This window comes from Streptomyces sp. SID9727 (genome assembly GCF_010550605.1).
Classification (GTDB): domain Bacteria; phylum Actinomycetota; class Actinomycetes; order Streptomycetales; family Streptomycetaceae; genus Streptomyces.
Genome location: NZ_JAAGNI010000246.1, coordinates 1 through 14,134, shown reverse-complemented (window position 1 = coordinate 14,134; position 14,134 = coordinate 1). Strand labels below are relative to the sequence as shown.

General features: G+C 72.0%; 7 protein-coding genes. 5 read left to right on the top strand and 2 right to left on the bottom strand.

Going from position 1 to position 14,134, the window contains the following annotated elements:
• The first annotated feature begins 192 nt into the window (after positions 1-192).
• A complete protein-coding gene (locus tag G3I41_RS15845) occupies positions 193-3,705 on the top strand; it encodes an AAA family ATPase (protein WP_164400856.1) in 3,513 nt (1,170 codons plus the stop codon).
• A gap of 189 nt (positions 3,706-3,894) precedes the next feature.
• Here the strand turns inward: G3I41_RS15845 and G3I41_RS15840 are convergent, their stop codons facing one another.
• Positions 3,895-6,069 (bottom strand): DEAD/DEAH box helicase, encoded by a 2,175-nt coding sequence (locus G3I41_RS15840; protein ID WP_164400855.1) that lies wholly within the window; start codon positions 6,067-6,069, stop codon positions 3,895-3,897.
• Positions 6,070-6,246: 177 nt separating this feature from the next.
• Between G3I41_RS15840 and drmA the strand changes: the two genes are divergently transcribed.
• Genes drmA through drmC form a run of 3 tightly spaced genes read left to right on the top strand, consistent with a single transcriptional unit; the run spans position 6,247 to position 12,721 of the window.
• Positions 6,247-10,071: a DISARM system helicase DrmA gene (gene drmA / locus G3I41_RS15835; RefSeq protein WP_164400854.1), complete on the top strand. Its 3,825-nt coding sequence runs from the start codon at positions 6,247-6,249 to the stop codon at positions 10,069-10,071.
• Complete coding sequence (locus G3I41_RS15830; RefSeq protein ID WP_164400853.1) at positions 10,068-11,960, top strand: DUF1998 domain-containing protein; 1,893 nt, start codon at positions 10,068-10,070, stop codon at positions 11,958-11,960. Before drmA ends, G3I41_RS15830 begins: the two co-directional genes overlap by 4 nt.
• Positions 11,957-12,721, top strand: coding sequence for a DISARM system phospholipase D-like protein DrmC (gene drmC / locus G3I41_RS15825; RefSeq protein WP_164400852.1), 765 nt, complete (start codon positions 11,957-11,959; stop codon positions 12,719-12,721). The genes G3I41_RS15830 and drmC overlap by 4 nt, the downstream gene beginning before the upstream one ends.
• Here the strand turns inward: drmC and G3I41_RS15820 are convergent.
• Positions 12,685-13,719, bottom strand: coding sequence for a DUF3533 domain-containing protein (locus G3I41_RS15820; protein WP_164400851.1), 1,035 nt, complete (start codon positions 13,717-13,719; stop codon positions 12,685-12,687). The genes drmC and G3I41_RS15820 overlap by 37 nt on opposite strands.
• A 180-nt stretch (positions 13,720-13,899) precedes the next feature.
• Between G3I41_RS15820 and G3I41_RS15815 the strand changes: the two genes are divergently transcribed.
• A partial coding sequence (locus G3I41_RS15815) for a PHP domain-containing protein (RefSeq protein WP_343242141.1) occupies positions 13,900-14,134 on the top strand: 235 nt, incomplete at its 3' end.

The window sequence follows — 14,134 nt, the reverse complement described above, 5'->3', positions numbered from 1 at the left end:
GTTGCTTGTGAACTCTGTCAATGCGTGTCATGCTGGCCGCTAGCTCGGTGTGTTCTCGTGCAACCGCAAGTGACTGGAAACAGTGCGTCCCTGACTCGCGGTCAGGGGCTGCCTCCTTCGGTCGTGACGTGGGCGCGGGCGCACACACCCGCAGCGGCGCTTCAGCGGGCCGCGGCCAGGGAGGAACAGCACATGGACACCGTCACACGCGACCAGGTCATCGCTGGTGAACAGAAGGCCGTGGACCACGCGTACGACTGCTACACCGCGCGGCTCGCGGAGATGACCGGGACGTCGGCCGCCACGGCCTCCGCCAGCGGCAAGGACGGCATCGCCAACCGGCGCGACGCCGAGGAACGGGCCGCGGCGTACGGAGGTCTGGGCCAGGAGTCGCTGGTCGTGGCCCGGGTCGACGCCCCGGAGGAGCCGGGCGGCGAATCCCGCCCCTGGTACGTCGGGCGGCGTCCCGTCTCCGATGTCGCCACCCGTGACACCGTCGTCGTGCTGTGGACGAGCCCACTGGCCAAGAAGTGGTTCGAGGCGGAGGCGGACGCCCCCGGCGAGGTCGTGCTGCGGCGCCAACTGCGCTGTGTGCAACGCATCGTCGAGGACTACGCCGACGACATCGCCGTGCCGGGGAGCACCTCGCACGAAGCCGCCACGGTGACGACTCCCGTCTCCGAAGGCCCCGTTCCCGTGCTCGACGGGGTCCCGGGCCCACGCCCGGCCGTGGACGACGGAACCGCGGAGGACGGAGCCGCGGGCGACCGGCCCGGTGCTGCCCGGCGGGTGGAACGTACGCCCCGGCCCGCGCCCGCCGACATCGCCCGGACGCAGCGAGGCGGTCCCCAGGCCCCCGACGACTTCCTGTTGCGCGAGCTCCAGCGCTCGCGCACGGGGCGGATGCGCGACATCGTGGAGACCATCCGCCGTGACCAGATGGACCTGGTCACCGGGTCCCCTTCCGACGTCCTCGTCGTACAGGGAGGACCCGGAACGGGTAAATCGGCGGTCGGTCTGCACCGGGTCACCTGGCTCGTCAACAACAACCACTTCAGGGCCCAGGACATCCTGGTCATCGGTCCGCACCAGCGCTTCCTCGACTACGTCGGCCAGGTCCTGCCCACGCTCGGGACGCGCGACGTCAACGCCGTACAGCTCTCCCGGCTGTGGGACGGCGATGTCCTCGGGACCGACACGCCCCGGGCGAGGCTGGTGAAGTCCGACGAGCGCATGGCGGCCGTACTGCGGCGCCGCGTCGAGCACGAGTGCCGCCCCGACGCCCTGGACAGCCAGCTCGACCCGCCCTCCTTCGAGGACGCCGAACCCTCCTTCACCGTCCGGGCCGGCAGTACGACCTTGCGGGTCCCGCGCTCGGAGGTCGGCGCCCTGCTCGACGAGGCGCGCGGTGGCGACGGCGCCTACCGCGAACGCCGCGAACGCTTCCGCAGCCTTCTCGTCGACCGGCTCCTGCGGGAACTGACCACGTTGGCCCCGCGCCGCGGCGCCGACGGCACGATTCGCCGCAGCCTCGAACGCAACCGCCGGGTGGAACGGCTCCTCGACCGGATCTGGCCCTCGCCCGGTGCCCGGGAGTCACTGCGCACCCTGTACGACTCGCCCGACCTCCTGCGCGTCTGCGCCGAAGGCATTCTGGACGAGGAGGAGCAGGCCGCGCTCCACCGCCCGCGCGCCGAACGGGCCGAGGACGACCCCTGGACCCTGGACGACCGGGTCTGCCTGGAGGAACTCCGGTACCTCGTCACGGGCGAGACACCCCGCCGCTACGGGCACATCGTCGCCGACGAGGCCCAGGACCTGACGCCCATGCAGGCCAGGGCCCTGCGCAGGCGCGTCGCGCGCGGCGGTTCGATGACCGTGCTCGGCGACCTCGCACAGGCCACCGGGCCGTACGCGTACGCCGGCTGGGACCGTCTGGGCACACTGCTCTCGGATCACGGTGACTGGCGCGTCGCGGAGCTGAACACCAGCTATCGCGTGCCCGCCGAGATCATGGAGTTCGTCGCCCCGCTCGCCCGTGCGGTCGCCCCCTCGCTGCCCTACCCGCGAGCCGTGCGGGAGGCGGGCCCCGACGCGGTGCGCACCCTCGCGACGGAGCCGTGGAAGCTGCTGGGAGACACCGTCACCCAGGCCGTCCGCCTCGTCGGCGGGGACGACGGACGTACGCTGCGCTCCGTGGCGGTCATCGTCCCCGACGACTCCGGCTGGCTCGACGAGATCGGGCGCAACCTGGACGCGTCCGAAGACCTCACGGAACGCGAACGCGAGGCGGTGACCGTCCTGGCCGCGGGCCAGGCCAAGGGCATGGAGTACGACCACGTGCTCGTCGTCGAGCCCGCCACCATCGCCTCGCGCGGCCCGGCGGGGCTTCGGCAGCTCTATGTCGCGCTCACCCGCAGCACTCAGAGTCTGACCGTCCTGCACACGGCTCCGCTCCCCGAGGCCCTGACGAACGCCCCCGAGCCGCTGCCGCTCCCCGGTACCGCCCCGGGAGCCGAGGGAGCCGAGGACCTCCCGGAGATCGGTTCCGACATCCGGGTCCGGGTGATCGGCCACACCGCTGGAGGGAACTACAAGGTCGAGGCCGTCCAACCCGCCACGGGCCGTCCGCTGCTGATGGCCGTGCGCCACGGCTCCGCACCCCCGGCGAAGGGCGCCGAACTGGACGCCTGGGTGTTGCGCCACGCATCGAACGTCAGCTTCGTCACCGTCGACGAACGAGGGCGCCGGCCCATCTCGGCGGCGATGGCCCGGCGGTACGCGCGCGCCCTCGGCGTCGTCGAGGAACTGGCCGCCGGCACCGTACCGGACGACTTCCGGGCCTGCCTCTCGGAACTCAAGGGCATGGCCAACCGCTGTCTGCGGCTGGACCAGCACGACTGGCTGGACGTCTGGCGTGTGCTCGGTTCGCCGGACCGGGCCGGGCTGAACCGGCTGCGCGACCTGGCGGCCGGGGCCAACCGGACCACTCCTTCCGGGGTGCCGGACTTGGACCGGTTCCGCGCGGAACTGGAAGCCAGTGGCTGGGCCGGGGCCCTGACGGCAGCGAGGCAGGACATCGAGCGTCGTATCGCGGCCGCCGGTCCGCCGACGGGCGAGGAAGCCCCGGGCCCCGGACCTGCCGAGCCGATCGCGCCCCCTGCCGCCCCCGAGCCGCCCGATCGGTCCCGTGCGACCGAGACCCCCGTGCCGTCCGACCCGAAGGAAACCGACCCCATGACCTCCCCCTCCGCCACCCTCGCCCCCTCGGAGCCGGCTGTGGGCAACGGACTCCACCAGGTCCTGACAGACGCCGTTCTGGCCGACCGCGCGTGCAGGACCCATGAAGCGGTGCGCTTCGAACTGATGGGCGCCCTCCTGCGGGCCGACCGCCAGCCCGAGCCCGGCTCCCAGGTCGTGGACGTGGCCTGCAGGACGGAGGACGGGCACGTGCTGTACGAGGTGCTCGGCGCCGGCCTCGCGGCCTACGCCGACCTCCGGGCGGGCGCGGTCCGCCTCATGGAGATCAACCACACCCTGCCCGAACCCGCCGGCGCCCTCTGCCTCGTCCTGGCCTGCCCGCCGGCCGAGGACTGGTCGGCCGCCGCCGTCCGCGACGTCTTCGGCGTCCACGTCCTGTGGCGCACCCGGGACGGCTGGGAGGGGGAGGGCGTCGAGGTGGCCCTGGGGCGGGCCAGGGGGTGACGTGCCCCAGGGCATCGGGCGGCTTCGTGGTGACCGGCCGGGGACGGTGTGATCAGGCCCTGCGCGCCAGGTCCAGCGCCACCGTGTGGATGAACCAGTCCAACGCCTCGCAGATCGTTTCGCCTTGCTCGGCGAAGACGGAGAGGGGGAACCGCTGGACCCGCTCCGAGAGCCCGGCGATCGGGGGGCTCAGTCCGCCACGGGGTCCAGCATCCGGCTGCGCACCCCGTTCCAGGACACGGCCAGCGCGTCCCGTGCGCGGGTGCACGCGACGAACAGGAGGCAGTGCTCGGCCAGCAGGTCGGACTGGTGCTGGACCGGGTCCACCTCGGCCGGAGTCACCTGCTGGGTGAACGGGAGCACCTTGGCCGTCACACCGACCACTGCCACGCAGCGGAATTCCAGGCCCTTCATGGCGTGCATCGTGGCGACCCGTACCCCCGGCGTGCCCGGGCCCGGGTCGTCCTTCACGGCGACGGCGGGGACGCCCTCCCGGCGCAGACGGGCGATGACGGCGTCGACCAGGGTGTTGAAACGGGCGCACACCGCGACCTCCGAGGGCTTCACCCCGTCCCGGTCGGTCCAGTCCCGGATCCGGTTCACCAGCGCGGTGATCTCCTCGTCCTGGCTTCCGTACCCGTTCGCGGCCGGGGTCCGGCCGTGCAGCTGGGAGCGGTAGCCCCGGAGCGAGTCGGGTCCGCCCTCGGCGTCGTCGTCCTCGCCGAGGCGGCCCACCGGCCGGCCGTCGAGGAGCGCGGCGGACCAGCGGAGGATCTCCTCCGTGCTGCGGTAGTTCAGACGCAACCGTGAGGTCCGGCCCCGCACATGGATGTTCAGCGAGCGCAAGGAGACGCGGGCGTCGTAGATGCGCTGGTGGGGATCGCCCACGAGGAACATGTCGTCAGGCTGGGGAGCCACGCAGGCACGCAGCACGCGCCACTGGGCCGGGTGGAGGTCCTGGGCCTCGTCCACCACGACATGCCGGTAGCGAGGTCCGCTCTCGGCCAGGACGGTCGCCGCCTGGTCGCTGAGCTGTGTGTACGTCGCCGAGTGACGCGAGGACACGTCCTCGGCGAAGCGGGTCATCACCCGCCACAGCCTGGCCCGCTGCACTCTCCCCACCTGCGTACCGCGCCCCCTGCGCACGCAGCGGAGGTAGTCCTCGGGAGTGCGGAGCCCCTGGGCGAGTACGACGTTGCGGAACTCCTGGGACAGGAACTGCTCGGTCCACGGGAGGTCCTCCCGTGCCGACGCTCTGGCCCAGGCGCTCCGCTCGGCGGCCGCGGAGAGCGGTCGTGGGGCGGCGGAGCCGCGCGCCTCACGGAGGACCCGGGCCGCCAGTGAGTCCACCGTGGTCACATCGACCCGCTTGAGCAGGTGGGCGTCGGCCTCACCGAGCAGGAGCGTCAGGCTGTCCCTCAGGTTGGCGGCCATGGCGTTGGTGAAGGTGGTCAGCAGGATCCGGTCCTCGTCACGGCCGGTGCGCAGAAGGTGGCGTACGCGGTGCAGTGCGACCACCGTCTTGCCGGTGCCCGGCCCACCGGTCACCTGGGCGGCTCCGTTGAAGCCCGGATGGAGTGCGAAGCGGCGCTGTGCGGGGTGGAGGAAGATGCGCCAGCGTGTCAGGTCCTCGGTGAGGATGCGTTCGAGTTCCCCGGGGCCGGTCACTTCCACGATGCGGTCGGAAGTGTTGAGGATGGCCTCGCTGAGCGTCACGGCGGGCCTGTCGCCGGCGGTGCGGACCGTCTGGCCCCGGGGGGAGATCAGCTGCTCCCAGACGTCCTCGGGCGAGTAGCCGGCGGCCAGGAACTCCAGCACCTCGTACTGGTCCGCCGGCATCATCGGCGGAGCCATCACCGACAGGTCCTCGACCGTGACGCAGACTCTGGCCAGCCGCAGGACCTGGTCATCGATGCCGAGGTCTCGCAGCACGGTGTCCGACTGCTGTTCGAAGAGCCGGGCGGGTGCCGTCTCCGCCTTGGTCCCGAAGTACGTCTCCATCTGCTCCAGGGCCACGACGTTGCGTACTTCGAGGCCGCCGGTCGCGCCGTTGACGGAGTAGGCACGTCGACAGGCCCAGTTGATCGCCTCGTCGTGCGGGGCCACCTTCAGCAGGGTGAACAACTCGCTGCCGTCGTCGGGTGCGAGGAGCACGCCGCGGTAGGACTTCGTGATGCGGATCGTGCGGATCCGACGGTCGCGCGCCTGCTCCAGTTTCTCCAGGTGCAACCCCTTGCTCGCGTGGAGCTGGGGGACGGTCATGCCGCGGAACATCTGAATCGCGTCCTTGACCTCCTTCTGCACCGGACGTTGCAGGGAGACGAGGTCCGCGACGAAGTCGTCGGAGAGGGCGAGTCGAGGCATGGGCGTCCTCATGTCGGTCGGTGGCCGGCGGTCGGGAAACAGCCTAGGGACTTCCTGACGGCAGTTGTACGACGGTACCCTCTGGTGGCTGTGAACTCAGTCAACCGTTCACATGTGCCGCCTTGTTGTATGGTTGGCCGATCTCGTGCCCACCGGTTCCGTCCGAGAGGATCCCGCATGCCGGCCCAGAACGCCCCGGCCCCTGTTCCGCATCCGCTGGACGACGTGCCGCAGGACTTCCTGGCCGGCGACTCGTACGGGGTGCGGGACGGGCTCGTCGACTACATCCGGCGCGACCTGCTCGGGCCGTGGGACGGGGAGACGGAGACGCTGCTCCCTTTCTCCTCCGGCCCCCGCGACCGTTACCTCGTCGGCATGCTCGGCCCGCGGCCGGACGTCACGACGGCCGAAGGCATCGCGCTGGCCGCCGCACAGAGCGCGGACGGAGAGTCGGGGGAGGAGAGCGAAGGGGACGACAACGGGCTCCCCGACCGGTTGTCCCCGCAGGCAGGGGGCCGTATGTGGGCCTCCTCCATGGGCATGGCCTTCACCGTCCCCGCCTCCGTCGGCACACTCAGCGTCACCGCACGCTGGGGCCGCTACACCCAGTCCGAGGAGCCCACGGAGCTGGGGACCACCCGCAAGGTGTGGTCCCGGGAACCCGTGGAGCACCCGGCAGACATCGACGTCACCGCCGCGGGTGGCCGGAGCGTTCCCCTCGGTGACGGTGCCGTGGTCCTCGACGTGCAGGTGCGGCACCACGGAGGGGACCGCGACGGCGAGGACCTGCGCGTCGTCGAACTCGCCCTGGTGAACGGGCAGGAGGACAGCCGGGAAGCCCGCGACGCCCACTGGCTCTTCCAGACGTCCCTCGAAGTGACCGCCTTTCCGGACGACCGGGCGGCGGTGTTCTTCCCTGTCGACGACCCGCTCACCCGGGCCGGCCGGGCCAACGGGTCCGAAGACCCCGAGGAGCGCCGGCTGCGCCTCCTCCACCGCGACAGCCTCAGCCACGCCAAGGGCCGCAATGTGGCCGTGCACGCCCAGGTGCGGGAGGGCGAACGCAACGCACACCGCCTCACCACCACCTGGCTGCCCGCCTACGACGTCCCCGCCACCACCGCGCCCACCGTCGGACAGCAGGACCTGCTCCAAGGGCTGGAGCTCGGCATGGACGAGCTCGCGGCACTCGCGGTCCCGGCACGCCGCAATGAACTGACCGCCGCCCTCGCCCCCCTCGCCGACGGCTACGCCACGTGGCTCGAACAGCAACGGGCCAAGGCCCACTCGCTCCCGGACGACCTGCGGGAATCGGCGCTCGACGCCATCGGGCAGGCCCTGGAGATCTGCGACCGCATCACCCTCGGGATCGACCTGCTCGCCGCGGACGACACCGCGCTCACCGCGTTCCGCTTCGCCAACCGGTCCATGGCGCTCCAGCGCCGCAACACCGCGATCGCCGCGGCCCGGACCGGTCGCGACGACGACCCCGCCTCGTACCGCGAGGCCCACGAGGAGGTGTACGGCAGGGGCAAGGAGGGCGCCGGGTGGCGGCCCTTCCAGCTCGCCTTCGTGCTGCTCAACCTCGCCTCGCTCAGCCGGCCGGGGCACCCGCACCGGGGGACGGGCCGCGAGGCCCTCGTGGACCTGCTCTTCTTCCCCACCGGCGGCGGCAAGACCGAGGCGTACCTGGGGCTCGCCGCGTACACCTTCGCGCTGCGACGTCTGCAGGGCACCCTCGGCTCCGGTGCGGAGGCGCGCAGCGGCGAGGCGGGCGTGGGCGTCCTCATGCGCTACACCCTGCGACTCCTGACCGCCCAGCAGTTCCAGCGGGCCGCGGCGCTCGTGGCCGCGTGCGAGGTGCTGCGTCGCGAGGAGCTCGCCCAGGACCCGCGCTGGGGTACGACGCCTTTCAGGATCGGCCTGTGGGTGGGGACCTCCGTCTCGCCGAACTGGTTCGACGAGGCCAAGGAGCAGATCGCGGGTGCCCGCGAGAACGCCAGCGACAAGCACGCCCGGGTCCTGCAGATGCTCACCTGCCCCTGGTGCGGCAGCGGGCTCACCGCCCGGTCCCACATGGAGTACGACGAGGCCAGGCGTCGCGTGCTGCTGTACTGCCCCCGGGGGGAGGGGACGGACCGGTGTCCGTTCTCACGGCGGGACGCCCCGGGCGAGGGGATTCCCGTACTCACCGTCGACGAGGAGATCTACCGGCTCGCGCCGGCGCTGCTGATCGCCACCGTCGACAAGTTCGCCCAGCTTCCCTGGAACGGCTACGCGGGCCTGCTGTTCGGCCGGGTCACGGAAGTGTGCCCACGCCATGGGTACCGGCACGACGACCTGGACGCCAGAACCGGCTGCGGGAGCCGCCACCACGCCAAGGGCGGTCTGCCGGCGGTCACCGCACAGCCCGTCACCCGGCTGCGGCCGCCGGACCTGATCATCCAGGACGAGCTGCACCTGATCTCCGGTGCGCTGGGCACCACGGTCGGCCTGTTTGAATCCGCCATCGACCAGTTGTGCAGCTGGAGCTTCACCGACGCGCGGGGACGCCGCCAGGAGGCCGGACCCAAGATCGTCGCGTCGACGGCGACCACCAAGCGGGCGGCGGACCAGGTGCGGGGCGTCTTCGCCCGCAAGGTCGCCGTCTTCCCGCCGCAGGTGCTCGACGCCGGGGACACTTTCTTCTCGCGCCAGGCCGAACTCAGCCGGGAGAACCCCGGCAGGCGCTACCTCGGCGTCTGCGCACACGGGACCCGCCTCAAGGCAGCCGAAATCCGGGTGGCCGAGATCCTGCTGCTCGCCGGACAGCAGCTCTTCGACGACTACGGCTCGCCCGCCGACCCGTACATGACCTTGGTCGGCTACTTCAACGCCACCCGTGAACTCGCCGGCATGCGGCGTTACCTGGACGACGACATCACCACCAAGGTGCGGTCGAACGGAAGCCGCAAGGGCCGCGACACCCTCGCCGACCGCATCGGCAGCAGAACGGGGATGCTCGGCATCCAGGAGCTCACCTCGCGCATCTCCTCCGCCGACATCGGCAACGCGCTCAAGCGCCTGGAGACCGCCTTCGACCCCGAACGCGACACCTCCGTCCGACGGGAGGCGTTCCGGCGCGAATACGCCGCGGCTCTCAAGGAGAAGCGTGAGCCCCGCGCGTCGATGACCCCGCTCGCCCGGCAGGCCGTGGACGTCGCCCTCGCCACCTCCATGCTTCAGGTCGGCGTCGACGTCTCCCGGTTCGGACTGATGCTGGTCGTGGGCCAGCCCAAGAACACGGCCGAGTACATCCAGGCGTCCTCCCGCGTCGGCCGTGACGCCAGGCGCCCCGGTCTCGTCGTCACCCTCTACAACTGGTCACGGCCGCGGGACCTCGCCCATTACGAGGACTTCGAGCACTACCACGCCACGTTCTACCGGCAGGTCGAGGCCCTCTCCGTCACCCCGTTCACCCGCCGGGCGCTCGACCGGGGTGTGGCCGCCGCCTACATCGCCGCTCTGCGCCACGCGGCGTACGACACCTCGCGCAACCTCGACGCCCACGGCATCGACCTGGACGGTCCGCTCGCCGCCGAGGTCGAACGCCGCTTCCTGGAACGGGCGGAGCGCGTCGGGGAGGACGAGCGGGCCCGTGCCTACCTCGCCGAGCGCCTGGACCGGCTGAAGGACGAGTGGCGTCGCAAGCGCGACGAGAGCAGCGCGGCACTCGGATACCGCAGGGAGAAGCGGAAGGACACCGTCGTCAGCGGCCTCCTCCGGCGCGCCGACGGCACCAGGTGGACCGAGCTCACGGTCGGCATGTCCATGCGGGAGACGGAGAACGAGATCAATCTTCTGCTCCCGGGTCAGGGCGCGTTCCTGGAGGAGTCCACCGGTACCGGACCCGACTGGAACTTCGGCGGGCCGGCCGGGGACGCCGTCCCCGACGCGGCGGCCGCCGTGGACAGTGACGAGTACGGGCCCACCACCGGCACCACAGGAAGGGGACCGCGATGAGCGGCCACGCGAACCGCAGGGTCGGCGCCGTCCGGCCGAGTCACCTCATGTACACCGCCGGGATCGGCTCCCTCGTCGACCTGCCGAACTTCTCGGTCCTCATCAAGGGGACCGATTCCTGGAGCTACCAGGGCGTCACCGACTACGACATCGACGAGCCCCGGCTGCGGGCCGCCGTCAACCGCTCGCTCCAGCGCTACGGGCGGCGGCAGATCGAGCAACTGAGGTCCGCACCCTGGCTCGAGGGCGGGGACGGGGATCCGAAGGGCTGGGCCGCGCAGGGGGTGGGGGTACCGGTCACGCCGTTCCCCCAGTGGCTGCGCTGCACCGCGTGCGATGTCCTCGCCGCCGTCGATTCCGGCGAGTTCGCGTTCGTCAACGCCAACCCGCGTACACCGCACGAGGCGAAGTTCGTCCACGACTGCAGGAAGGGCAAACCCCTCGCGGTCGCGGCCCGTTTCACTCTGGTGTGCACGGACGGGCATCTGGACGAATTCCCGTACACGGCCTTCGTGCACCATGGGCAGGGCTGTCCGAAGACGTCCCGGCCCAAACTGCGGATGAAGGATCACGGCGGCAACCAGGCGGCCAACGTCACCCTCGAATGCGTCGCCTGCGGTACCAAGCGCAACATCCGTGACGCGATGGGCGAACGGGGCCGCCGCAATCTGCCGGCGTGTCGCGGCCGGCACCCGCACCTGGGCACGTACGAGGCCAACGGCTGCGTCCAGGACGCCGTGCTGATGGTCGCGGGCGCGTCCAACCAGTGGTTCCCGCTGACCCTCAGCGCGCTGGCCCTGCCCAAGGGGCAGGGGGGTGACATCGAGAAGCTGCTCGACGACCACTGGCCCGAGCTGCAGGGTATCGAGTCCAGGGAGAACTACGCGTTCCTCTCCGCCATCCCGGCGTTCCAGTACCTTCGTGAGTTCGACGCCGACACCCTGATCGCCGCGGTCGCAGCCCGGAAGGCGGGCGCCGACGGGGCCGCGCCCGCGGCCCCCGATGTACAGGCCGATCTGCTGGGCCCCGAGTGGGACGCCCTCTCGGGGCCCGTACCGCAGCCGAGCGACGACTTCGCCCTGCGTGCGGTCGCGGTGCCGTCGTCGCTGGGCGGCCTTTTCTCCGACGTCCGTCAGGTCGAGCGGCTTCGGGAAGCCCGTGCTCTCATCGGCTTCACCCGGCTTGACGCCCCCGACCCCGAGTCGCCGGAGCTCGCGAAGCAGGTCGAGCTCTCCAGGGCGGCACAGAACTGGGTGCCTGCCAGTGAGGTGCGCGGCGAAGGAGTCTTCCTGCGTGTGCGGGAAGACCTTATGGCCGAGTGGGTGGCGCGCGTGGAGAAGTCACCGCAGATGGTGGCGCACCAGGAGGCATTCGGGAGGTTCCGCAACAACCGCAAGTCGGACCGGAAGACAGGGGACTTCGATCCGCTGTACGGATGGGCCGGAGCCCGGTACCTCGCTCTGCACACCCTCTCGCACCTGCTGATTCGTACGATCGCGCTCGAGTGCGGGTACAACTCGGCCTCCCTCGGTGAACGCATCTACGCCGGCGACGAACAGAACACGCGGGCGGGCATCCTCGTCTACACCGCGGTGCCGGACTCCGAAGGCACGCTCGGCGGACTGGTCTCGCTGGCGGAGGAACGGGGCCTCGACCGGATCGTGCGCCGCGCCCTGGCCGACGCCTCCCACTGCTCGGCCGACCCGCTCTGCTCGGAACGGCTGCCGCACGCCCCGGCCGACTTCCTGCACGGAGCCGCCTGCCACATCTGCCTGTTCGTCTCCGAGACCACCTGCGAGCGCGGCAACCGCTTCCTCGACCGCCGCTTCCTCGTCCCGCTCACCGGGGACGAGGACCTGGTGCTGACACCGGCGGACCTCCTGCCATGAGCCGGCGCGGCTTCGAGACCGCGGCCGAGGCGGTGGCCGTGGCCCTCGGTCCGTCCCGTACCAAGGACCTGGCCGGCCTGCTGGCGCGGGGGCACGGCAAGGGGCGGGCTCTGGCCGAATTCGCGTCGCCACGGGTCCGGGAAGCCGTCGCGGGGGTGTACCGGGCGATGGAGGAGGACGCGCTGCCCCGCGCCGAGGCCGCGGCCTACCTGCGGGGGTACGTGGCGGCGCAGCTGCGGGCACGTGACGCGGTCCAGGTCCGGGCGGTGTGGAGCGGCCCCTCCTCTCCCGGTGTGCCCGTACGGGCGACCGCCCGGGTCCTGGCGGAAGTCATCGCCGAGGCCCGGGAGGAGTTGCTGGCCATGACGTACGCGGCCCGTCCGTACCCGGTGCTGACACGGGCCCTGGAGGAGGCCACGGCACGCGGGGTGCGCACCCATGTGGTGGTGGAGACCCTGGCCGGTGCGAGGGGGCTTCTCTCGGGCCGCGAGCCGGCCGGGGCCTTCGCCTCCATACCCGGGCTGTGCCTGTGGCACTGGGTACGGGACCGGGCCACCGACTCCTTCGGCCGTCAGCACGCGAAGCTGGCCGTCGCCGACCGGCGCGTCCTCTTCGTGGGGAGCGCGAATCTCACGGAGTCGGCGGCGCGGCGCAACATCGAGGCAGGGGTCCTGGTCAGGGGCGGCGACGCGCCGCAGCGGGCCGCCGAGCACATCGTGGAACTTCAGCGCCTGGGAGTGCTCCAGCGCCTGTGCCCCTGAGCGTCCTGCTCCCTTCCGCGCATCGCCGTCAGCAGGGTCCCCGCCGTGCCCGCCACCGCCCACGCGGACAGCACCAGCAGGGGGCCGGTCACGGCGTTGCCGTGGAAGTACGCGATCGAGCGGGCCGTCCAGGTCGAGGCGCCCGGGGGCAGGGCGGGGCCGATCGCGCGCCAGAAGTCCGGGAGCATCGGGAGCGGGAAGGCGCCGCCCGCGCTCGGGTTGCCCGCGATGACCACGATCAGGACGGCCAGGCCGATGCCGACGATGCCGGTGAGCCCCTCCAGGGCGAGGGTGATCATGCCCACCGCGAAGACGGTCAGCGCGCCCAGGCCCGACAGCCCCCAGAGGCTGCCGGGCAGGGCGCCCAGGACCGGGCCGATGATGAGCGCGCCGCCGATGCCGCCCGCGATCGAGTACAGCGCCATCACCCCGGTGCGGATCAGCGCGCGCTGCCGGTTGGCGGGGCGGGTGCCCGCGCTGATCGCCAGGATCGAGGCGCACAGGTAGCCGCCGACGCACCAGCCCACCGCCAGGTAGAACGCGGACAGCCCGTCGAAGTCCTGGCGGGAGGCCGGGGCCACGTCGACGGCGCGCACGGTGCGCCGCTGGGTCGCCTCGGCTTCCTTGACGATCTTCGTGAGGGAGGTGGCCAGGACGGTGCCCCCGCCGGAGGCGACCAGCACGGTGTCCCTCGTGCCCCGGGGGTCCACGATCAGGGCGCCGTCGATCTCGCGGTCGAGGATCTGCCGGCGGGCGGTGGCCTCGTCGGAGACCGTACGCGGGTCGAGCGGGCCGCCGGGGAGGCCGTCCAGCCGGTCGACGAGCCGGGCGGACGCCTGCTGGGGCGCGACCACACCGAAGGGGACGTCCGTCGGCTTCGGGTGGTGCAGCGCCCCGATGTAGGACGCGATGAACAGCAGCTGGAGCGCCAGCACCCCGATGACGAGCAGGGCGGCTCGGGGAGTGACGGCGTTCCGGACCTCGTCGGCGAAAGTCATGCCCCCACGCTCCGGGCTGCCCCTCGCGCGCGCAGTCGGGGCGCGGCCGAACGGCGGAAGGGGAGGGGTGCGACCGGGGGAGATGAGGCGGGCAGCGGGTATCGTACGAGTGTTCGAAACTTGGTTTATGGTGGAGAGCGAGGGGGTGGGTCAGCGTACGAATCGGTTCAGGAGGTGCAGGTGCCAGGGTTCACGCATCTGCATACCGCCTCCGGGTTCTCCCTGCGGTACGGGGCCTCGCACCCGGAGCGGCTGGCGGAGCGCGCCGCCGAGCGCGGCCTGGACGCCCTCGCGCTGACCGACCGCGACACCCTGGCCGGCGCGGTCCGGTTCGCCCGGGCCTGCGAGCGGGCACGGGTGCGCCCTCTGTTCGGGGCGGACCTCGCGGTGGGGCCGGGGCCGGGGGACGGACCCG

Coding starts and splice junctions, on each gene's coding strand:
- drmA (WP_164400854.1), top strand. CDS start 6,247: ATGCCGGCCCAGAACGCCCCGGCCCCTGTTCCGCATCCGCTGGACGAC.
- G3I41_RS15845 (WP_164400856.1), top strand. CDS start 193: ATGGACACCGTCACACGCGACCAGGTCATCGCTGGTGAACAGAAGGCC.
- G3I41_RS15820 (WP_164400851.1), bottom strand. CDS start 13,719: ATGACTTTCGCCGACGAGGTCCGGAACGCCGTCACTCCCCGAGCCGCC.
- G3I41_RS15840 (WP_164400855.1), bottom strand. CDS start 6,069: ATGCCTCGACTCGCCCTCTCCGACGACTTCGTCGCGGACCTCGTCTCC.
- G3I41_RS15830 (WP_164400853.1), top strand. CDS start 10,068: ATGAGCGGCCACGCGAACCGCAGGGTCGGCGCCGTCCGGCCGAGTCAC.
- drmC (WP_164400852.1), top strand. CDS start 11,957: ATGAGCCGGCGCGGCTTCGAGACCGCGGCCGAGGCGGTGGCCGTGGCC.